Annotated in this window: 19 protein-coding genes and 1 pseudogene; 14 read left to right on the top strand and 6 right to left on the bottom strand. The window is 64.6% G+C overall.

Translation table 11 applies throughout. The features are described 5' to 3' along the window. Positions 1–16 precede the first annotated feature (16 nt). The 5 genes from AC630_RS25145 to AC630_RS25135 all read right to left on the bottom strand — a co-directional run bounded on the left by AC630_RS25145 (position 17) and on the right by AC630_RS25135 (position 2,715). A complete protein-coding gene (locus tag AC630_RS25145; RefSeq protein ID WP_074121105.1) occupies positions 17–472 on the bottom strand; it encodes a GNAT family N-acetyltransferase in 456 nt (151 codons plus the stop codon). Between the two features lie 97 nt (positions 473–569). Then, the gene (locus AC630_RS25140) at positions 570–1,382 is read right to left on the bottom strand and encodes a PAS-domain containing protein (protein WP_074121104.1); all 813 of its coding nucleotides are present in this window, start codon (positions 1,380–1,382) and stop codon (positions 570–572) included. A 129-nt stretch (positions 1,383–1,511) separates the two neighbouring features. Then, positions 1,512–1,706: a hypothetical protein gene (locus AC630_RS44220; RefSeq protein WP_143198296.1), complete on the bottom strand. Its 195-nt coding sequence runs from the start codon at positions 1,704–1,706 to the stop codon at positions 1,512–1,514. A 37-nt stretch (positions 1,707–1,743) separates the two neighbouring features. Further along, positions 1,744–1,920 carry a hypothetical protein gene (locus AC630_RS45605; RefSeq protein WP_167561277.1) on the bottom strand — a complete coding sequence of 59 codons (177 nt, stop codon included), beginning with the start codon at positions 1,918–1,920 and terminating at the stop codon, positions 1,744–1,746. 144 nt (positions 1,921–2,064) lie between these two features. Continuing rightward, entirely contained in the window at positions 2,065–2,715 is a 651-nt protein-coding gene (locus AC630_RS25135) for a glutathione S-transferase family protein (protein WP_074121103.1), read from the bottom strand. A 701-nt stretch (positions 2,716–3,416) separates the two neighbouring features. Here AC630_RS25135 and AC630_RS25130 point away from each other — a divergent pair. The 9 genes and pseudogenes from AC630_RS25130 (at position 3,417) to AC630_RS25090 (ending at position 12,953) form a co-directional block, all read left to right on the top strand. Next, positions 3,417–4,619, top strand: a complete 1,203-nt coding sequence (locus AC630_RS25130; RefSeq protein WP_074121128.1) for a pyridoxal phosphate-dependent aminotransferase — start codon at positions 3,417–3,419, stop codon at positions 4,617–4,619. Between the two features lie 160 nt (positions 4,620–4,779). Further along, positions 4,780–5,262 carry a DUF992 domain-containing protein gene (locus AC630_RS25125; RefSeq protein ID WP_074121102.1) on the top strand — a complete coding sequence of 161 codons (483 nt, stop codon included), beginning with the start codon at positions 4,780–4,782 and terminating at the stop codon, positions 5,260–5,262. Between the two features lie 129 nt (positions 5,263–5,391). Further along, positions 5,392–7,440, top strand: a complete 2,049-nt coding sequence (locus AC630_RS25120; RefSeq protein ID WP_074121101.1) for an elongation factor G — start codon at positions 5,392–5,394, stop codon at positions 7,438–7,440. Positions 7,441–7,751: 311 nt separating this feature from the next. Next, entirely contained in the window at positions 7,752–8,024 is a 273-nt protein-coding gene (locus tag AC630_RS25115) for a helix-turn-helix domain-containing protein (RefSeq protein ID WP_027547696.1), read from the top strand. 94 nt (positions 8,025–8,118) lie between these two features. Continuing rightward, entirely contained in the window at positions 8,119–9,873 is a 1,755-nt protein-coding gene (locus tag AC630_RS25110; RefSeq protein WP_074121100.1) for a SulP family inorganic anion transporter, read from the top strand. A gap of 66 nt (positions 9,874–9,939) precedes the next feature. Beyond that, complete coding sequence (locus AC630_RS25105; RefSeq protein WP_074121099.1) at positions 9,940–10,584, top strand: YoaK family protein; 645 nt, start codon at positions 9,940–9,942, stop codon at positions 10,582–10,584. A 52-nt stretch (positions 10,585–10,636) separates the two neighbouring features. Further along, positions 10,637–11,477, top strand: a pseudogene (locus AC630_RS25100) (shikimate dehydrogenase). A 56-nt stretch (positions 11,478–11,533) separates the two neighbouring features. Next, a complete protein-coding gene (locus AC630_RS25095; RefSeq protein ID WP_074121098.1) occupies positions 11,534–12,160 on the top strand; it encodes a hypothetical protein in 627 nt (208 codons plus the stop codon). A 187-nt stretch (positions 12,161–12,347) separates the two neighbouring features. After that, complete coding sequence (locus AC630_RS25090) at positions 12,348–12,953, top strand: single stranded DNA-binding domain-containing protein (RefSeq protein WP_502691535.1); 606 nt, start codon at positions 12,348–12,350, stop codon at positions 12,951–12,953. Between the two features lie 171 nt (positions 12,954–13,124). Here the strand turns inward: AC630_RS25090 and AC630_RS25085 are convergent, their stop codons facing one another. Further along, entirely contained in the window at positions 13,125–14,267 is a 1,143-nt protein-coding gene (locus AC630_RS25085) for an alpha-hydroxy acid oxidase (RefSeq protein ID WP_074121097.1), read from the bottom strand. Between the two features lie 91 nt (positions 14,268–14,358). Between AC630_RS25085 and AC630_RS45600 the strand changes: the two genes are divergently transcribed. The 5 genes from AC630_RS45600 to AC630_RS25060 all read left to right on the top strand — a co-directional run bounded on the left by AC630_RS45600 (position 14,359) and on the right by AC630_RS25060 (position 19,647). Next, positions 14,359–14,526 carry a hypothetical protein gene (locus AC630_RS45600; RefSeq protein ID WP_167561276.1) on the top strand — a complete coding sequence of 56 codons (168 nt, stop codon included), beginning with the start codon at positions 14,359–14,361 and terminating at the stop codon, positions 14,524–14,526. A gap of 220 nt (positions 14,527–14,746) precedes the next feature. Further along, entirely contained in the window at positions 14,747–16,090 is a 1,344-nt protein-coding gene (gene glmM / locus AC630_RS25080) for a phosphoglucosamine mutase (protein WP_074121096.1), read from the top strand. A gap of 170 nt (positions 16,091–16,260) precedes the next feature. After that, positions 16,261–17,526 carry an MFS transporter gene (locus tag AC630_RS25075; protein WP_074121095.1) on the top strand — a complete coding sequence of 422 codons (1,266 nt, stop codon included), beginning with the start codon at positions 16,261–16,263 and terminating at the stop codon, positions 17,524–17,526. A gap of 227 nt (positions 17,527–17,753) precedes the next feature. Next, positions 17,754–18,596, top strand: a complete 843-nt coding sequence (locus AC630_RS25065) for an outer membrane protein (RefSeq protein ID WP_167561275.1) — start codon at positions 17,754–17,756, stop codon at positions 18,594–18,596. A gap of 232 nt (positions 18,597–18,828) precedes the next feature. Next, positions 18,829–19,647, top strand: a complete 819-nt coding sequence (locus AC630_RS25060) for an outer membrane protein (RefSeq protein ID WP_349539210.1) — start codon at positions 18,829–18,831, stop codon at positions 19,645–19,647. Positions 19,648–19,707: the final 60 nt, after the last annotated feature.

The raw sequence follows: 19,707 nt of genomic DNA, 5'->3' as shown, positions 1-19,707 counted from the left end.
CCCGAGGCTGCGAAGATCAGAAGATCTTGCGATAGACGATGAAGCCGGAGCGCTCGGCAACCTTGTCGTACAGGCTCTGTGCCGTGAGATTGGTCTCGTGCGTCTGCCAGTAGACGCGCGGCGATCCCGCGAGCTTCGCGCGCTCATAGACGCCATAGATCAGCGCTGAGGCGACGCCCTTGCCGCGCGCGGCCTCTAACGTGAACAGATCCTGTAAATAGCAGGACGGCTCGATGGCGGTGGTGCTGCGATGGAAGAGATAGTGCGTCAGTCCGAGCAGGCGGCCGTCGCTCTCGGCGACCAGTGCATGCACCGGCTCATAGGCATCGAAGAAGCGCTGCCACGTCACGCGCGTGATCTCGCCAGCGAGAGCGGTCGGGCCGGAGCGGCCGTAGAAGGCATTGTAGCCGTCCCATAGCGGCAGCCACTGATCGTAATCCTGCCGCGTGACGGAGCGAATGGTGAGGGACATCTGTGAATTCCGCGATCTCGGAGGAGGCAAGGCAGAGAGCCCGATGAAGCGTCCTTCATACGTGATGATCGCGCTGCCGATCAATCGTGTCGTCGCATCACTCGACGACGCGCAGGTACCGGATCAGCTTGCGGCTCGCGGGATCGCGCAGCGAGCGGTGGTAGTCGGCGCGTGAGGCCGCATCGGTATGGCGCACGAGATAGGTCACAGGCGTATAGCTCAGCATGCGCCCGCCGTCGGGCAGAACGGTGCAGACGAAGCGCAGCACCTCGCCACCGCGCAAGTTGATGTTGATCGGCGTGGCATCGCCGATCCGCACCATCTCCATGCGCTGTGCGATGAAGGTGCCGAGTTCGTCCTCCGGCAGCTCGAACGCGCCGGTATCGCGGCCGTGATACATCAGCGCGATGAAAGGCGGTTTGCCGTCGGCGACGTCGTCCGGCACCGCAAAATAATCGCGGAACGCGCGGTTGATGAATTCGGCACGCGTCTCGGCATCGAGCAGCACGATGCCGATATCGACCTGGTCGAGCGCGGCCGACAGCCGCGCGGCGGTGGCGTGGCTCCGGCGCTCGGCGGCAAATGTGCCGAGCAGCCGCTGGCGCATCAGGCCGGTGATGCCTGCGGTGGCCGCGACCGTCGCGGCCAGAAGCCCGAGCTGGACCAGATCCGCTGTGGGATCGAAGGGGACAGCGCGGTGGTTGAGGACGAACAGCGCCGCGCCAATGACCGCGAGGGCTGCGCCGGTCATGGCTGAGGTGAAACCCGACAGTGCGCCGGCAAGGGCCACGCTGCAGACGAACAGCGGCGCAGGTGAGGGGACAGCGACGTAGCGATCGAGCAGGATCGCCAGCAGCGCGATCGCCGCCGTCAGCGCCGGACCGCAGATCGCACGCCATCCGAACCGCATGGGCCTTTCTCGTTCCTCCCTGGACGAGGCAAGACCGTCAGACTGACCTATGGTTGCGCGAGCGCAATGCGGCTTCGCGCGGCACGCTTAAGGGGAGGCTGCGAAGGCGGGCAAAGCTTTCGGATGATTTTAGACCAAGTGCGCCTGCCTTGCGCGTTGCTGCAGCGCAGGCGCATTGAGCGTCGACGTGCCCGAGCTCTTGCGCATGCCGGTGAAAATCAGCAGCGACGCCGCGACCAGGATGGCCGCAGTCAGGGTGATTGCAACAACTATCACATGCGATTTCATTGGCGTCCTGTCGCGATGCCGGTCGGCGCGGGTCACGCGGCGCCGTGAAGGCTGGCCCAGGATGAAACGGGGATCAGACCGGCAGGCCCATCGCCATGGTCGCCTTGGTCGACAGCACCGTCAGGGTGACGATCAGGCACAGCGACAGGGCGGCAACGGCGAGCGAGGCCGCGACCGCATTGGTCAGCCGGGAAGACGCGACGGTAGCGGGACGGCCCTGAAAGCCTGCCGTGCCGGACGCCCGAATCATGGTCTAAATCCTTCAACGTGCGAGCGAATCACCCGCGACGCCCAGGAATTTCACCATTTCAACCGGCAACATTGGGGCGGCTATCACCCAAAATATGGCAAGATTGCGGCAAGGACTACCGTTATACCCGCTATTCGACGGCTATCAGGCGCCGGCGGCGATGCTGGCGGGATCGTCGATGTCGGCCGGCCGCCAGTCCATCGCCACGAAGCCGGGCGCGGCTTCCACGCGCTTCAGCCAGTCCCGGATCGCCGGGAAGGTCGAGAGGTCGAAGTCGCAGCGGTCGGCGAGATGGGTGTAGCCGTAGAGTGCGATGTCGGCGACGGTGAGCTGGCGGGCGGCGAAGTAGGCGTTGGTCTTGAGGTGGTTCTCCATCACCTGGAGCGCGCCATAGCCGCGCTCCATCCAGTCCTCGAGCGCGTGGGTTTGCAGGTCGCGACCGCCCTTGACCAGCGACAGCCAGAAATAGGCGGCGCCGATGTTCGGCTCGAGCGCGTGCTGCTCGAAGAACATCCATTGCAGCGCCTCAGCGCGATCGATGCGGCTCTCCGGCGCCAGCGGCGTGCCGACGGCGACGTACCAGAGGATGGCATTGGACTCCGCGAGATAGCGGTCCCCGCCGACCTCGAGCAGCGGCACCTGGCCCGACGGGTTTCTGGTCAGAAAGTCCGGCGTGCGGCTCTCGCCGCGCAGAATGTCCACCTCGACCGCTTCGTAGGGAACGTTCAGCAGCGCAAGCGCAAGGCGGACCTTGTAGCTGTTGCCCGATCGTTGCATCGAATAGAGCTTGTACATTCCGGGAGTTCGATTCCAATGGACGGGAAAGCGCTGCGGTTGCTGTCCCGCAGCGCGGCTAAACAATGATGCCGATGCGAATCCGCCGCAAGGGCTGGCCCATAGAAAAACTCGAAAACCCTACCGCACTGCAGCGCTGCGGAAGATCATTTTCGCGCGACGATGCAGATCAGATCACGCTTGCGTCAACATGCGGATGCATCGCGCCGCGTATTTGTGAACGGACAAAGCAAGCGGGTCCCGGCGTTGAAGCGTCCGCATGGTCATGGCCGGGCTTAGCCGTCCGAAGGACGGCGTCGCTTCCGCTCGCCTATGTCCCGGCCATCCACGCCTTGCCACGCGGTACAAAGAACGTGGATGCCCGGGACCCGGCTCCGCCAAGGCTTCGCCGGGCTACCGGGTGTTGGGCCGGCGAAGCTTCAGCGAAGACGGCAAGCCCGAGCATGACGACGTTCTGGTTTCACGGTGACACGCAACGCAAAATTGCTCCGAGGACAGGCCTTGCCGGATATGAGGGATTTGGACGGCAAAGTTGCGGAATATTGCGGGACATCGCGCCTCGGAACGCTCGAAATCCGTAAACTTTGTCGGGACTGGGCCGAAGTTTCTTGCGGTGCAGCGGCACACGTTTTAGGGTGTTTCCATTCCCACAATCAGAGTCGTGAGGCCAAAGGGTTCACGACGCTTGTCAGGAGATGACGATGTCCTTCCTTGCCGCTGCGCTCGACCGTGTGAAGCCGTCCGCGACCATCGCGGTCACGGATAAAGCACGCGCGCTGAAAGCGGCGGGCCGCAACGTCATCGGCCTCGGCGCCGGCGAGCCCGACTTCGACACGCCCGCCAACATCAAGCTGGCGGCGATCCGTGCCATCGAAGCCGGCAAGACCAAGTACACCGCCGTCGACGGCATTCCCGAGCTGAAGGACGCGATCATCGCGAAGTTTCAGCGTGAGAACGGCATCGCCTACAAGCCGAACCAGATCATCGTCGGCACCGGCGGCAAGCAGGTGCTTTACAACGCGCTGATGGCGACCATCAATCCGGGCGACGAGGTGATCATCCCCGCGCCCTACTGGGTCAGCTATCCCGAGATGGTGGCGCTCGCCGGCGGCGAGCCGGTGCCGGTGGTCTGCACCGCCGCGACCGGATTCAAGCTCCAGGCCGAGGCGCTCGAACGCGCGATCACGCCGAAGACCAAATGGGTGATCCTGTGCTCGCCGTCGAACCCGACCGGCGCGGCCTACACCAAGGCCGAGCTGAAGGCGCTCACCGATGTGCTGGTCAAGCATCCGCATGTGTGGGTGATGACCGACGACATGTACGAGCACCTCGTCTATGACGACTTCCAGTTCAGCACGGTCGCGCAGGTCGAGCCCAGCCTCTACGACCGCACGCTCACGGTGAACGGCGTGTCGAAGGCCTATTGCATGACCGGCTGGCGCATCGGCTATGCCGGCGGTCCGGCGCAGCTCATCAAGGCGATGGCGACGATCCAGTCGCAGTCGACCTCGAACCCGTGCTCGATCGCGCAGTGGGCCTCGGTGGAGGCGCTCAACGGTCCGCAGGACTTCATCCCCGCCAACAACAAGGTGTTCAAGGAGCGCCGCGACCTCGCCGTCTCCATGCTCAACCAGGCCAATGGCATCGAGTGCCCGCGCCCCGAGGGTGCGTTCTACGTCTATCCGTCATGCGCCGGCACGATCGGCAAGAAAGCGCCGTCGGGGAACGTGATCTCGAACGACGAGCAGTTCGTGACCGAGCTGCTTGAGACCGAAGGCGTCGCCGTGGTGCAGGGTTCGGCCTTCGGCCTCGGCCCGGCATTCCGTATCTCCTACGCGACCAAGACCTCGGACCTCGAAGACGCCTGCAAGCGCATCCAGCGCTTCTGCGGCAATCTGCGCTGAGCTTGCCGTAACACGACATCGAAAAGGCCCGCTTTCCAAGCGGGCCTTTTATTTGCCGCGCGCAATCTGGCACGCTCGGAACTCTTGTGGCATAGAGCATCGCGCTTCGCTCGCGGGGCGCCCTCTCTGCTCGCATCACATTCTTAGCCGGAGACATTTCATGCGCCGCTCACTCCTCCTCGCCGGGCTTGCCGCTGCGAGCCTCGTTGCCTCCGTCGTGAACAGCGGAGCGCAGCAGCAGCGGATGGTGCGGGTCGGCGTACTCGAATGCCGCGGCGGCGCCAGCGTCGGCTTCGTGGTGGGATCGGTGACCAATCTCGGTTGTGTGCTGCGCGCCGAGGGTTTGCCGGAAGACCGTTATGTCGCGACGATCCGCAAGGTCGGTCTCGACATCGGCATCACGCAGGAGACGGCTTTGGCGTGGGGCGTGTTCGCGCCGGTCGAACGGCTCGGGCCCGGCGACCTCTCGGGCAATTACGCGGGCGCACAGGGCAGCGCCTCGGTTGGTGTCGGCTTAGGTGGCAACGTGCTGGTCGGCGGCTCCAACAATTCGATCGCGCTCCAGCCGCTCAGCGTGCAGGGCCAGGTCGGTCTCAACGTCGCCGCCGGCCTCGCGGATCTGGAACTCCGCCCCGGCCGCTAAGAGCAAGACCTAATCCAACTGACGACGCACCGCAGCGACGTTTGCTGCTTGCCAAACCTCGGGGACGGGCAGAGCATCCGCGCTTGCCGACCCAATCACGGGCCGAGCTCCACACCAAGGAGGCGGCGAATGGGACAAGACGTCAGAAGTCCCCGAGGTCCACGGTGCATTGCGCTGGTGGGCCCTTTCCAAAGCGGTAAAACCACACTTCTCGAAGCAATACTGGCGCGAACGGGCGCAATCCCGCGCGCCGGCAGCGTCGATGCCGGAACTTCCGTCGGCGACGCCAGTGCCGAGGCCCGTCTTCACAAGATGACCGTTGGCCTGACTGCCGCCACCACGAGTTTCATGGGCGACAGCTACACCTTCCTGGATTGTCCCGGTTCCGTCGAGTTTGCCCACGACATGCGCGCCGCGCTGCCCGCGGTCGATGCCGCCGTCGTGGTTTGCGAGGCCGACGAGAAGAAGCTGCCGCAGCTTCAGATCATCCTGCGCGAGCTGGAAGAGATGAAGATCCCGCGTTTCCTGTTCCTCAACAAGATCGACCGCGCCAACAAGCGCATCCGCGAGACGCTCGCAACGCTCCAGCCCGCCTCGCGCGTACCGCTGGTGCTGCGCCAGATCCCGATCTGGAAAGACGAGCTAATCGAGGGCTTCGTCGATCTCGCGCTGGAGCGCGCGTTCGTCTATCGCGAGCACAAGGCGTCCGAGGTCGTCGCGCTCGATGGCGGCAATCTCGATCGCGAGAAGGAGGCCCGCTTCTCGATGCTGGAGAAGCTTGCCGATCACGACGACGCGCTGATGGAGCAGTTGCTGGAGGACATCCAGCCGCCGCGCGATGCCGTGTTCGACGATCTCGCCCGTGAACTGCGCGAAGGGCTGATCTGTCCCGTGCTGCTCGGTTCAGCCGCGCGCGAAAACGGCGTGCTACGCTTGATGAAGGCGCTGCGCCACGAAGCGCCTGGTATCGCCGAAACCGCCAAGCGTCTCGGCGTTCCCGAAAGCAACGATGCGCTCGGCTACGTCTTCAAGACGCTGCATTCGCAGCACGGCGGAAAACTGTCGCTGACACGGCTGCTCACCGGCCATCTCGACGACGGCGCGGCGCTGCAATCCTCCTCCGGCGGGACCAGCCGCGTCTCCGGCATCCTCGCCGTCAACGGCGCGCAAGACAGCAAGCGTACCTCGGCCGAAGCCGGCGACACGGTGGCGCTCGGCAAGCTCGACCCGATCAAGACCGGCGACACGGTCTCGAACGGCAAGACCCAGCCCGCCGCGCTGATCAATGTCGAGCCGAGCCCGCCGGTGCTCGCGGCCTCGATTGCGGCCAACGACCGCAAGGACGACGTCAAGCTCGGCCAGGCGCTGGCGCGTCTCCACGAGGAGGATCCCTCGCTCGTGATCGTGCAGAACCCCCAGACCCACGACACCGTATTGTGGGGCCAGGGCGAGATGCATTTGCGCGTCGAGGTCGAGCGGCTGCGCGACCGCTTCGGCGTGAAGATCTCGTCGCATCCGCCCGCGATCGGCTATCAGGAGACGATCCGCAAGCCGATCACCCAGCGCGGCCGCCACAAGAAACAGTCCGGCGGCCACGGCCAGTTCGGCGACGTCGTGCTCGACATCAAGCCGCTGCCGCGCGGCGACGGCTTCAAGTTCACCGAGAAGGTGGTCGGCGGTGCGGTGCCCCGCAACTACATCCCGGCGGTGGAGGAAGGCGTCGTCGACGGCTTGACGCGCGGTCCGCTCGGCTTCCCCGTCACCGACGTGCAGGTGACGCTGACCGACGGCTCCTATCACAGCGTCGACTCCTCCGATCTCGCGTTCCGCACGGCGGCGCGGGTCGGGCTCAACGAAGGCCTGCCGCAATGCCAGCCGGTGCTGCTGGAGCCGATCCACGTGGTCGAGATCGTCTGTCCGACCGATGCCACCGCCAAGATCAACGCGATCCTGTCGGCGCGGCGCGGCCAGATCCTCGGCTTCGACACCCGCGACGGTTGGAGCGGCTGGGATTGCGTCCGCGCCATGATGCCGGAAGCCGAGATCGGCGAACTGATCGTCGAGTTGCGCTCGGCCACTGCCGGCGCCGGCAGCTTCACTCGTCAGTTCGATCACATGGCCGAAGTGACCGGACGCGCCGCCGACCAGATTATTGCCGCACATCAGCACGCGGCGTGATCGGTTTCGCGCGGTAAGGCACGCACCGTTCTCTCCCTCTCCCCGCCCTTGCGGAGAGAGGGAGAAGCAAGGCAGCGCCTCTCACCATCGTCATTGCGAGCGCAGCGAAGCAATCCAGACTGTCTCCGAGGAGGCGGGCTGGATTGCTTCGTCGCGGAGCCTGTCATCGGGCCGCGCTTCGCGCGGACCCGTTGGCTCCTCGCAATGACGGAGTTGGCGAGAGTCCTCTTGCGTTCGCTAAACAATGATGTATTTTGCATCATTGTATATGTACCAAATATCACTTATAAGCTCTGATACGTGAGGCCAAGGTGATCACGTCATTCCAGATGCGGGCAGCTCGGGCGCTGCTCGGCATTGACCAGAAAACCCTGGCCGAGCTCGCCGGCGTTTCGCTGCCGACCATCCAGCGGATGGAAGCCAGCACCGGCAATGTTCGCGGCGTGGTCGAGACCTTGATCAAGGTGGTCGAGGCGTTCGACCGGGCCGGCGTTGAGCTGATCGGCGAGCAGGCGCGCAGCGACAGCGGCGGGCGTGGCGTTCGCCTGAGGGAGCCGGGGCCGCCGCGCCGCGTAGGAGCATGATCGCGCGTTGATCGTGCTCGGGATCAGGATGACCTAGGACATCGTCGCGCACGCGGAAGCAAGGGCCGTACGATGCATTGGAGCATTGTGGGGCATGAGCATCACTAGCGATCACGTAGGCGGGCTGCATCAGCTCCGTCGGCCGACCTTTGTCGAACTCTACCTGCCAAAGCTCGTCACCGTCTGGCGCGAAGGTTATGGCGTCGCCGATTTTCGCGCCGACGTGTTCGCCGGCCTCACCGTCGCGATCGTCGCGCTGCCGCTGTCGATGGCGATCGCCATCGCCTCGGGCGTGACGCCGGATCGGGGCCTCTACACCGCGGTCGTCGGCGGCTTCATCGTGTCGCTGCTCGGCGGCAGCCGGTTCCAGATCGGCGGACCCGCGGGCGCCTTCATCGTGCTGGTCGCGGTGACCGCGGAGCGGCACGGCGTCGACGGCGTCATCCTCGCCACCATGATGGCGGGCGTGATCCTGATCGCCGCGGGCCTGTTGCGCGTCGGCACCTACATCAAGTTCATTCCCTATCCGGTCACCGTCGGCTTCACCGCGGGCATCGCCGTGATCATCTTCGCGAGCCAGCTTCGCGATCTCGGCGGGATCACGCTTGTCGCGAAGGAGCCCAGCGAGTTCGTTCCGAAGCTCGTCGCGCTCGCCGGCGGCCTGCATACCATCAACCCGTCCGCGGTTGCCGTCGCGGTCGTCAGCATTGCCGTCATCGCCGGCCTGCGGCGCTGGCGGCCGTCCTGGCCCGGCATCCTGATCGCGGTCGTGCTCGCGGCGGTCGCGAGTGCCGTGCTGTCGCTGCCGATTGAGACCATCGGTTCGCGCTTCGGCGGAATTCCGCGCGAATTGCCGTCGCCGGCATTGCCGGCGTTCTCGCTTGCGAAGGCAACAGCGGTGCTGCCGGATGCGATCGCATTCGCGCTGCTGGCCGCGATCGAATCGCTGCTGTCGGCGGTGGTGGCCGACGGCATGACCGGACGCCGTCACCGCTCCAATTGCGAGCTGGTCGCGCAAGGAGCGGCCAATATCGGCGCGGCGCTGTTTGGCGGCATCTGTGTCACGGGCCTGATCGCGCGCACCGCCACCAACATCCGCGCCGGCGCGCGAGGGCCGCTCGCGGGCATGCTGCATTCGGTCTTCCTGCTGCTGTTCATGCTGATCGCGGCACCGCTCGCGAGCTACATCCCGCTCGCCGCGCTGGCCTCCGTGCTCGTCGTGGTGGCCTGGACCATGGCTGAGAAGCACGAATTCGCCACGCTGCTGCGGTCCTCCTGGGGCGATGCTGTCGTCCTGCTCTCGACCTTCCTGCTCACGATCTTCCGAGACCTGACCGAAGGCATTCTGGTCGGCTTCGCGCTCGGCGCGGTGCTGTTCATTCACCGCATGGCGGAGATGACGGGCATCGAGGCGCGCTCGCCGCTGGTGGCGGCCGATCGTCCTGATGACGGCAATGGCGAGCGTGTTCCCTACGATCCCGCCCTTGCGCTCGATCGCGATGTGCTGGTCTATCGCATCACCGGCGCGTTCTTCTTCGGCGCAGCGTCCGCGATCGGAGGCGTGCTCGATGGCGTCGCCGACGAGCGCAAGGCCTTCGTGGTCGATTTCGCCGCGGTGCCGTTCCTGGATTCGACCGCGGCGAACGTGATCGGTCGCGTCGCCGCCAAGGCGCAGCGCCAGGGCATCCGCCTGTTCATCACCGGGGCGTCGCCCGTGGTCCGACGCGCGCTATTGACCCATGGTGTGAGCCGGTCACGCGCCCGATATCGCGAGACCATCGCGCGCGCGGTCGCCGACATCAAGGCCGGCGTGGCGCAGCCTGCGACCGGTGACGCAGCCACGAGCTAGCAACGCGCACTTCTCAATGTCGCCGATTTGATCGACACTGCTGCGTCACGGCGGTGGTGTTTTGGAATGCTCAATTCGGGTCGCAATATTGCGCTGGCCTGCGCGCTCAGCATGCTTGCGGGCTATGTCGACGGCATCGGATTTCTGCATCTCGGCGGCCTGTTCGTCTCGTTCATGAGCGGCAACTCCACGCGGCTCGGCGTGAGCCTCGCCGAAGCCCAGTGGTGGCAGGCCGCCGGCGCGTTCGGCCTGATCGCGCTGTTCGTGGCGGGTGCTGCGGCTGGTAGCATCGTGGTGCTCGGCGGCGGCACCGAGCGGCAACCCTGGCTGCTGCTCATCGAGGCCATGCTGCTCGCTGCTGCCGCGCTTTGCCACGCGTACGGCCTGTCGAACCTCGCGATCGCGGGAATCGTGCTCGCGATGGGCCTGGAGAATGCCGTGTTCCGGATCGAGGGCGGCGCGGGCCTCGGCCTCACCTATGTCACCGGCGCGCTGGTCAAGGTCGGCCAGCTCCTCGCCGTCAGCCTGAGCGGCGGGCCGCGCTGGAGCTGGGCGCCGAATCTGCTGTTGTGGGCTGCGCTCGTTGCGGGCTCGGCGGCCGGCGCGCTGGCCTATGTCCGGATCAACCTTGCCGCGATCTGGTTCGCCGCAGGCGCTGCGCTGGCGTTGGCCGCGACCGTGGCTGCGGCGACGCGGCGTCCGCGCGCTTGACAGCGCCCACGGGACGCGAAATGGATCGCCTCGAATACGACCCGAGGGAAAGATGACCGCGCCCAAAACTCCCGCAGCCTGTCTGATCGGATGGCCGGCCGCGCATTCGCGCTCACCACTGATCCATCATTACTGGCTGCGCACGCTCGGTATCGAGGGGGGGCTATGTCATCGAGGCGGTTCCGCCGGATGACCTGCGTGATTTCGTGCTGCGGCTGTCGCTGCGCGGCTTCGTCGGCGCCAACGTCACCATCCCGCACAAGGAGGGCGTGCTGGCGCTGTCGACGCCGGATGCGCGCGCAAAAGCCGTGGGCGCCGCCAATACGCTGTGGTTCGAGGATGGCGAGCTGCGTTCGACCAATACCGACGTCGAAGGTTTCATCGGCAATCTCGATGCCAGCGCGCCTGGCTGGGACAAGGCCGGCGAGGCGCTGGTGCTGGGCGCCGGCGGCTCCTCGCGCGCGGTCGTGTTCGGCCTGCTCGAACGCGGCATTGGTCGTATCCATCTTGCCAACCGCACGCTCGCGCGCGCGGAGGTGCTCGCGAGGCAATTCGGCCCAAACGTGCACCCGATCGGATGGGATGCGGTCAACGATGTGCTGCCCGACGCAAGACTTCTCGTGAACACGACATCGCTCGGCATGCACGGCCAGCCTTCACTCGAAGTTGACGTGGCGCGCCTGCCGCAACAGGCCGTCGTCGCCGATCTCGTCTATGTCCCGCTGGTGACGCCGCTGCTGGCGGCTGCACAAGCGCGCGGGTTGAAGACCGCCGACGGGCTCGGCATGCTCCTGCATCAGGCGGTGCGCGGCTTCGAATTGTGGTTCGGCCAAAGGCCGCAGGTGACGGCGGAGTTGCGCGCGCTGATCGAGGCCGATCTCACAAAGTCTTGAAAGAATAGCGCAGGGTCTCCGGAGTTCTATCCCCGTGGGGACAATCGGAGACCGTCATGACTGTTCAACGTGCAACTTTCACACGTCCGCTTATCGCCGTCGCGATGGTGGCCACTTCGACCCTTTGTGCATTTGCGCAGAAAGCACCTGTTCCGACGCGCGTGCGCGGCACGATCGAGAGCGTCGATGGCGACACGATGCAGGTCAAGTCGCGCAGCGGTGAAGACGTCAAGCTCCACATCGCATCCGACGTGCGCGTGTCCGGCATCACCAGGATCTCGCTGTCCGACATCAAGGTCGGTTCCTTCGTGGGGGCGACCACGGTGCCGGGACCGGACGGCGGCCAGAACGCCGTCGAGGTGCATGTGTTTCCGGAGAGCATGCGCGGCACCGGCGAGGGCTCGCGGCCCTACGACCTCAAGCCGAACTCCAGCATGACCAATGCAACGGTGTCGGAGAGCGTGGTCGGCAATGACGGTCATACGCTGCTCGTGAAGTACAAGGACGGCGAGAAGAAGGTGTTCGTCGCCGATACGACACCGGTGGTGACCTTCGTGCCCGGCGACAAGGCCGATCTGAAGGCCGGCGCCAAGGTCATTGCTTTCATGAAGCAGTTGCCCGACGGCTCCTTCGAGACCAACCGCGTCAGCGTCGGCCGCGACGGCCTCACACCGCCGATGTGATCGGCAGAGCATGATCCGGACCCGAAGGGCCGCGTTAGCGCAAAGTGTGCAGCGGTTTTCCGAAAAGATCATGCTCAAAAAATTGAGGGAATAGCCGCGGTCGCGCGGGGTTGCCGTGGTTGACCGCTGCAATGCCATCACCGCAACGCCCTGGAGGGACAAGGCCATGCCGAAGCCGAGCAACTGGATGCCACGCGCCGTCGTGGCTGCGTTTGCCACCTGCATCTTCGTTTCATCCGTCCCCGCGCAACAGGCGCCGATGGTTCGAATCCGCGGCACCATCGAGAGTGTCGACGGCAACATGCTCGGCATCAAGACGCGCGAAGGCAGCGACGTGAAGGTGCGCATGACCGACAACGTCGCCGTCTTCGCGGTCGTGAAGACTTCGCTGTCGGAGGTCAAGGAGGGGTCCTATATCGGCGTCACCGGCATGCCCGAGCCCGATGGCACCCAGAAGGCGATCGCCGTGCACATCTTCCCGGAGAACCAGCGCGGCGCGGCCGAAGGTTTTCGTCCCTGGGATGCGCGCGCCAACTCGACCATGACCAACGCCACCGTGGCGCAGACGGTGAAGGGCACCGACGGCCAGAACATCCTGGTCAAGTACAAGGACGGCGAGAAGAAGGTGGTGGTGCCGCCGGACACGCCGGTCGTGACCTTCATCGCCAGCGACAAGTCCGAGATCAAGCCTGGCGCAAAACTGATCATCTTCGGTGCGGCGAAGAAGGACGACGGTTCCCTGGAAGCCAACCGCGTCAATGTCGGCCGCGACGGCGTGACGCCGCCGATGTGACACGAAGTGTCATTCCGGGGCGCGCGAAGCGCGAACTATGGTGCGCACTTGCGCACCTGAGAATCTCGAGGTTCCGGGTCTGGTCCTTCGGACCATCCCGGAACGACGAGTTAGTTTTTCACATTTCGCGAAAGTTGGTGGGCACGCTTACGCTTTGCCCACCCTACGGCACTACGGCGCTACCGCAATGATGTGATCGTCGATCTCGTCGACCTTGTTGACGCCGCACAGGCCCATGGTCGTGAGCAGCTCCTTCTGGATGATGTCGATCGCCTTGGCGACGCCGGCCTGGCCGCCGGCTCCCAGGCCGTAGGCATAGGCGCGGCCGATCATGCAGGACTTTGCGCCGAGCGCGAGGGCGCGCATCACGTCCTGGCCGGAGCGGATGCCACCGTCGAACATGATCTCCATCCTGTCACCGACCTCATCCGCGATCTCGGGCAGCACCTCGATCGAGGACGGCGCACCGTCGAGCTGCCGGCCGCCATGGTTGGACACGACCAGCGCCTGCGCGCCGGTCTTGGCGGCCTCCTTGGCGTCCTCGACGTCGAGGATGCCCTTGATGATGAGCTTGCCGGGCCAGATGCTGCGGACCCAGTCGACATCCTTCCAGTTCAGCGATGTGTCGAACTGCGACGCCGTCCATTCGGCAAGGCGGTTGAGATCCTCGGTGTTCTTCACGTGACCGGCGATGTTGCCGAAGGTGCGGCGCTTGCCCTGCAGCACGCCGGCGACCCAGGCCGGCTTGGTCGCGAAATCGATCAGCTTCGACAGCGACCATTCCGGCGGCACCGTCATGCCGTTCTTGATGTCGGCATGGCGCTGGCCGATCACCTGGAGGTCGACGGTGAGCACGAGCGCGCTGCACTTCGCCGCCATCGCGCGCTGGATCAGATCCTTGATGAAGCCGCGGTCCTTCATGACGTAGAGCTGGAACCAGAACGGCTTCTCGACGTTGGCGGCAATGTCCTCGATCGAGCAGATCGACATCGTCGATTGCGTGAACGGAATGCCGGCGGCCTGCGCGGCGCGGCAGGCATGAATCTCGCCGTCGCCGTGCTGCATGCCGAGCAGGCCGACCGGCGCGAGGATCAGCGGCATGGCCGAGGGCTCGCCGAGGATCGTGGTCGAGGTGTCGCGCTTGGAGACGTCGACCAGGATGCGCTGGCGGAACTTGATCGCCTGCATGTCCTCGCGGTTGGCGCGCAGCGTTTCCTCGGCATAGGAGCCGCGGTCGCAATAGTCGAAGAACGCCTTCGGCACGCGGCGCTTATGCAATGCGCGAAGATCGTCGATACAGGTGATGTGCTTCATGAACGTTTTCCCGGCCCGTCTTGCATCAGAACATTGAGGGGTCATCTAGCATGGTTGGATGCACAGCCAAATCGTTTGAGAGGAAGACGCCATGACAAGGCCGCGCAGCGAACCAAAGCCGGACGAGATCAAGGAGAAGCGCCGGCTCGAGGAGGCGCTGGAGGAGGGCCTGGAAGAGACCTTTCCGGGCTCCGATCCCGTCAACGTCACCCAGCCGCCGCCGTCCCGCGAGGACGGCCATGTGAAACGCACCGACTAGGGCGGGTTCCACCCCGTTTCGGCGGCTCGGTCAGGAAATGTAATATTAACAATATATTACCGGCGCGGCGGCGCGCCCGGTTCCGTAACGATTTATCATATTTTTTGAAGCCAAGTTGGCCGCGCAGGCATTATAAGACCCCAGCGCATCAGGGATGCGGGGCCCGTTCGGGCACCCGGTGGTTGTAGAGGGGATCCCTGGTTGTTGCGTGGGGGACGATATGAGCCGCAAATATTTCGGGACGGACGGGATTCGGGGCCGGGCCAACGGACTGATCACGCCGGAGCTCGCGCTCAAGGTCGGCCAGGCGGCAGGCCTTGCGTTTCAGCGCGGTGATCATCGCCATCGGGTCGTGATCGGCAAGGACACCCGCCTGTCCGGCTACATGATCGAATACGCGATGGTCGCGGGCTTCACCTCGGTAGGCATGGACGTGCTGCTGGTCGGCCCGATGCCGACGCCGGCGGTTGCGATGCTGACGAAGTCGATGCGGGCCGATCTCGGCGTGATGATCTCGGCCTCGCACAATCTGTTCGAGGACAACGGCATCAAGCTGTTCGGTCCGCAGGGATTCAAGCTCTCCGACGACGTCGAGAGGCAGATCGAGCAGCTGCTCGACGAATCCCTCGACAAGCGGCTTGCGCAGAGCGCGAGCCTCGGTCGCGCCCGCCGTATCGACGGCGTGCATGACCGCTACATCGAGTTCGCCAAGCGCACGCTGCCGCGCGATCTGTCGCTCGACGGCCTGCGCGTCGTGATCGATTGCGCCAACGGCGCCGCCTACAAGGTGGTGCCCGAAGCGCTGTGGGAGCTGGGCGCCGACGTGGTGCCGATCGGCGTCGAGCCCGACGGCTTCAACATCAACAAGGAATGCGGCTCGACCTCGCCGGAAGCGCTGTCGAAGAAGGTGCGCGAGATGCGCGCCGACATCGGCATTGCACTGGACGGCGACGCCGATCGCGTCATCCTGGTCGACGAACGCGGCCATATCGTCGACGGCGACCAGTTGCTCGCGGTGATCGCGCAGAGCTGGAAGGAAGACGGAAGGCTGTCGCGGCCGGGCATCGTCGCCACCGTGATGTCCAATCTCGGGCTCGAGCGCTTCCTGAAAGAGCAGGGGCTCGATCTCATCCGCACGCCCGTCGGCGACCGCTACGTGCTCGAGCAGATGCTGGGCGGCGGCTACAATCTCGGCGGCGAGCAATCCGGCCACATCATCCTGTCCGACTACGCCACCACCGGCGACGGCTTCGTTGCTGCGCTGCAGGTGCTGGCCGTGGTGCAGAAGCTGCGTCGGCCCGTGTCGGAGGTCTGCCACCGGTTCGATCCGCTGCCGCAGATCCTCAAGAACGTCCGTCACAAGGGCGGCAAGCCGCTCGACGATTCCGACGTCAAATCGGCGATCTCCGACGGCGAGAAGCGGCTCAACGGCCACGGTCGCCTCCTGATCCGCTCCTCCGGCACCGAACCCGTGATCCGTGTCATGGGCGAGGGCGAGGACCGCATCCTGGTCGAGGACGTCGTCGACACCATCGTCTCCGCGCTCGGCCAGGCGGCGGCTTAACAGACACTTCAGCTTCCGCGGACGCGATCCCTTAACCTCTCCCGATGGGAGAGGTGAAGCCCGGAGCGCGAAGCGCATCCCAGCCATGGGCGATTGGCGGTGGTTCCGCTGCTCCTTGCAGCGTAACGAGCAATTGCGGTGGTTCGCCGCGCCCGCCGGATTAGCTCCATTTGAACAAGCCTGTCGTCGTCTCCGAGGAAACGCTGACCGAGCCCGTCGTCGTCAGCGACGTGGCGCCCGTCGCCGCCAAGTCTGTTGCCAAGGCGGCCGCGGGGTCGGCCTATATCGTGCTTACCGGCATCAGCTTCTCGCACTTCCTCAACGACACCATGCAGTCGCTGATCGCCTCGGTCTATCCGATCCTGAAGGACACCTACGCGCTCGACTTCGCGCAGATCGGCATGATCACGCTGGCCTTCCAGTTCACGGCCTCGCTGCTGCAGCCGGTGGTCGGGCACTACACCGACAAGAAGGCTCAGCCCTATTCGCTGGCGATCGGCATGAGCTCGACCTTCTTCGGCCTGCTGTTGCTCAGCGCCGCGCATCAATACCTCGTCATCCTTGTCGCCGCCGCGCTGGTCGGTCTCGGCTCGGCGGTGTTTCATCCCGAATCCGCGCGCATCGCGCGGCTCGCCTCCGGCGGCCGCTACGGTTTTGCGCAATCGGTTTTCCAGCTCGGCGGCAGCTTCGGCACGTCAATGGGGCCGGTCCTGGCCGCGCTGATCGTGGTGCCGTTCGGGCAGGGCAGTATCGCCTGGTTCTCCTCGATCGCGTTCCTTGCCATCGTCATTCTCTGGCGCATCGGCCGCTGGTATGAACCGCAGATCAAGGCGAAGAAGACTGCGGTGGCTCAGGCTCATCCCGACGCGCCGAGCCCGCGCCGTGTCGCGGTCGCGCTTGCCGTGCTGGTGGCGCTCTTGTTCTCCAAGCAGCTCTACGTCTCGAGCCTGTCGAGCTACTACATCTTCTATTTGATCGACCGCTTCGGCGTGTCGACGCAGGCGGCGCAGATCTATCTCTTCATCTTCCTCGCCGCGAATGCGGTCGGCGCGTTCTTTGGCGGACCGCTGGGGGATCGCTTCGGCCGCAAGATCGTGATCTGGATCTCGATCGTCGGCGCGCTGCCGTTCACGCTGGCGCTGCCCTATGCCGGGCTCGCCGGCAGCGCGGTGCTGTCCGTGATCATCGGCCTCATCATCTCCTCGACGACGTCGTCGATCATCGTGTTCGCGCAGGAATTGGTGCCGCACCGCTTCGGCATGATCTCCGGCGTGTTCTTCGGCGTCGCTTTCGGCATCGGCGGCCTGGGTGCGGCCGTGCTCGGCAAGCTCGCCGACCACACCTCGATCGAGTTCGTCTATCAGGTCTGCGCCTATCTGCCGGCGATCGGCCTGCTTGCGGTGTTTCTGCCGAAACTGCCGCAGCACGCGCGTTAACGCATCCTCTCTCGCCGCAGCGAACCTTCATACATCGTTAGCAATTGCCGCGTTCAGGCGCGGCAGTTTTGCAACGCTCTCGCCGCACGCGCGCGTGCAGTCAGAGAAAATCAACCTTAAAAATTAGGGTTAAGTGGCGCTTAAGCATTTGCTGCCATCGTCCGCTTGCGAGTTTCCAGAACGTGAGGCGCCCGTATTTTGCCTCACCGGCCATAAGGACGAAGCCAATGCGTTGCGTTAAGTCTCTCCTTGCCGCGGGTGCGGCAACCCTGATCTCGTCGATGGCGTTCGCCGCCGACATGCCGATCGCACCTCCCCCGATGTACGCGCCGGCGCCACCCGTCGACTTCGGCGGCTGGTATCTGCGCGGCGACATCGGTTTCAGCAACCAGCGGACTACCGACGTCCACTACGGCCGTGAGTCGGCCTATTCGCAGCTCACCTCGTTCAATCAACAATCGTCATTCGACACCGGCGGCATCTTCGGCGTCGGCGCCGGCTATCGCTTCAACAACTGGTTCCGGGCCGACGTCACCGGGCAATTCCGCGGCAATGCGAACCTGAAGGCGACCGATCGCTTCACCGGTACGGCGGGTGGCGTAGCCTACAACGGCATCGACAACTACACCGGCAGCAAGTCCGAATGGCTGGTGCTGGCCAACGCCTATGTCGATCTCGGTACCTGGTGGTGCATTACGCCGTTCATCGGTGCCGGTATCGGCGGTGCGCGTGTCTCGATTGCGAACTTCACTGACACGGGCACCAACAACCTGCCGTTCACGACGACGGGCTTCGCGAGCGCTCCGACGGGCTCAAAGTGGAACTTCGCCTGGGCGGCCCATGCGGGTCTCGCCTATCAGGTCAATCAGAACCTGGTCCTCGAACTTGCCTACAGCTACGTGAACCTCGGCAACGGCCAGACCGGTGTGCTGTCGGACTTCACCGGCAACACCACCGGCAATGTCTTCAAGATCAAGAACATCACCTCGAACGACCTGAAGTTCGGCTTGCGCTGGAATCTCGACAGCCCGCCGGTCTACGCGCCGCCGCCGCTCGTCACCAAAGGCTGATCGTTCGCCCCATCGCTTAAACTTTCTTAACGGCGCGGGATCATCCCGCGCCGTTTTGCTTTGCGTATTTTTCATGGCGCAACAGCGACAAAAGTGTCCGACGCAACCATTGGTTAAGGTTAACGAGCCATGATCACGAGCAGGAGTTCGGGGTTGATGGAGCGTTGCAATGCGTAGGCTTTGGTTGGCGGCAGCGATGTTTGGAGCGGCGTCTGTCGCGCACGCGGCCGACATGCCGGATCTGCCCGTCCTGCGCGGCAGCTTCATCGAAGGCCTGTCGACGACCTCCCATAATTGGGACGGCTTTTATGTCGGCGGCCAGTTCGGCTTTGCCACGACCAACATCGATTTCAGCCACGCCCCGAAATCGATGACCGATTTTATGCTTCGCAACAGCATCCTCCAGGCGCCAGTCGGCGGATGGTCGCTGCTGCCGAAGAATCACGTGCAATCGACCGGGTTCGGCGCCTATGTAGGTCGCAACTGGCAGATCTACGATGCCGTGATGGGCGTCGAAGCCAATTACAGCTACATGAACAACATATCGAGCACGGCCAGCGACTCGATGGGGCGAATTCTCGCTGGCGAACCGGCTCCGACCGGCCATACCTATACCTACGACACCTGGCTCGGCGGCGGTGCTTCGCTGAAGCTCAAGGATTACGCGACGTTCCGCGGCCGGATCGGCTGGGACGGGGGCGACTTCATGCCGTATGCCTTTGCCGGCCTGGCGATCGGGCGCGCTGAAGTCTCGAGATTCGCGACCGTTTCCTGGCAGAAATGGGATGACTTTGACGAGACCGTAGTCGGTGGCGGCGGCCTGTCCACAACGGTTCATCGGCATCTGCCCGCCGGTTCAGACACGTTGTCCCAGGTCGAGCAGCGCACGAACAGCTTCATGTACGGATGGACGGCCGGCATCGGTGTCGAATACGCGATTTGCGGCAACTTCCTCCTTCGCGGCGAATGGGAATACGTCGGCTTCGCGAACGTGAAGAACATTGCCGTCAATCTGAACAATTTCCGCGTTGGCGCCGGGTACAAGTTCTAGACGCGCGTAGGCCGTCGGTTGACACGGCCGCGTCGTCCTGATGCTCTGTCGCCCAAGGCA

Origin of the sequence: Bradyrhizobium sp. AS23.2 (genome assembly GCF_001908185.1) — a bacterium.
GTDB lineage: Bacteria > Pseudomonadota > Alphaproteobacteria > Rhizobiales > Xanthobacteraceae > Bradyrhizobium.
The sequence above is the reverse complement of the archived record's forward strand: the minus strand, read 5'-3'. Positions and strand labels throughout refer to the sequence as shown.

Bases quoted from the DNA above. Each gene is read 5' to 3' on its own strand.
- glmM (WP_074121096.1), top strand. From the start codon at position 14,747: ATGAGCCGCAAATATTTCGGGACGGACGGGATTCGGGGCCGGGCCAAC.
- AC630_RS25065 (WP_167561275.1), top strand. From the start codon at position 17,754: ATGCGTTGCGTTAAGTCTCTCCTTGCCGCGGGTGCGGCAACCCTGATC.
- AC630_RS25090 (WP_502691535.1), top strand. From the start codon at position 12,348: ATGCCACGCGCCGTCGTGGCTGCGTTTGCCACCTGCATCTTCGTTTCA.
- AC630_RS25135 (WP_074121103.1), bottom strand. From the start codon at position 2,715: ATGTACAAGCTCTATTCGATGCAACGATCGGGCAACAGCTACAAGGTC.
- AC630_RS25095 (WP_074121098.1), top strand. From the start codon at position 11,534: ATGACTGTTCAACGTGCAACTTTCACACGTCCGCTTATCGCCGTCGCG.
- AC630_RS25145 (WP_074121105.1), bottom strand. From the start codon at position 472: ATGTCCCTCACCATTCGCTCCGTCACGCGGCAGGATTACGATCAGTGG.
- AC630_RS25110 (WP_074121100.1), top strand. From the start codon at position 8,119: ATGAGCATCACTAGCGATCACGTAGGCGGGCTGCATCAGCTCCGTCGG.
- AC630_RS25085 (WP_074121097.1), bottom strand. From the start codon at position 14,267: ATGAAGCACATCACCTGTATCGACGATCTTCGCGCATTGCATAAGCGC.
- AC630_RS45605 (WP_167561277.1), bottom strand. From the start codon at position 1,920: ATGATTCGGGCGTCCGGCACGGCAGGCTTTCAGGGCCGTCCCGCTACC.
- AC630_RS25140 (WP_074121104.1), bottom strand. From the start codon at position 1,382: ATGCGGTTCGGATGGCGTGCGATCTGCGGTCCGGCGCTGACGGCGGCG.
- AC630_RS25130 (WP_074121128.1), top strand. From the start codon at position 3,417: ATGTCCTTCCTTGCCGCTGCGCTCGACCGTGTGAAGCCGTCCGCGACC.
- AC630_RS25060 (WP_349539210.1), top strand. From the start codon at position 18,829: ATGCCGGATCTGCCCGTCCTGCGCGGCAGCTTCATCGAAGGCCTGTCG.
- AC630_RS25125 (WP_074121102.1), top strand. From the start codon at position 4,780: ATGCGCCGCTCACTCCTCCTCGCCGGGCTTGCCGCTGCGAGCCTCGTT.
- AC630_RS25105 (WP_074121099.1), top strand. From the start codon at position 9,940: ATGCTCAATTCGGGTCGCAATATTGCGCTGGCCTGCGCGCTCAGCATG.
- AC630_RS45600 (WP_167561276.1), top strand. From the start codon at position 14,359: ATGACAAGGCCGCGCAGCGAACCAAAGCCGGACGAGATCAAGGAGAAG.
- AC630_RS25120 (WP_074121101.1), top strand. From the start codon at position 5,392: ATGGGACAAGACGTCAGAAGTCCCCGAGGTCCACGGTGCATTGCGCTG.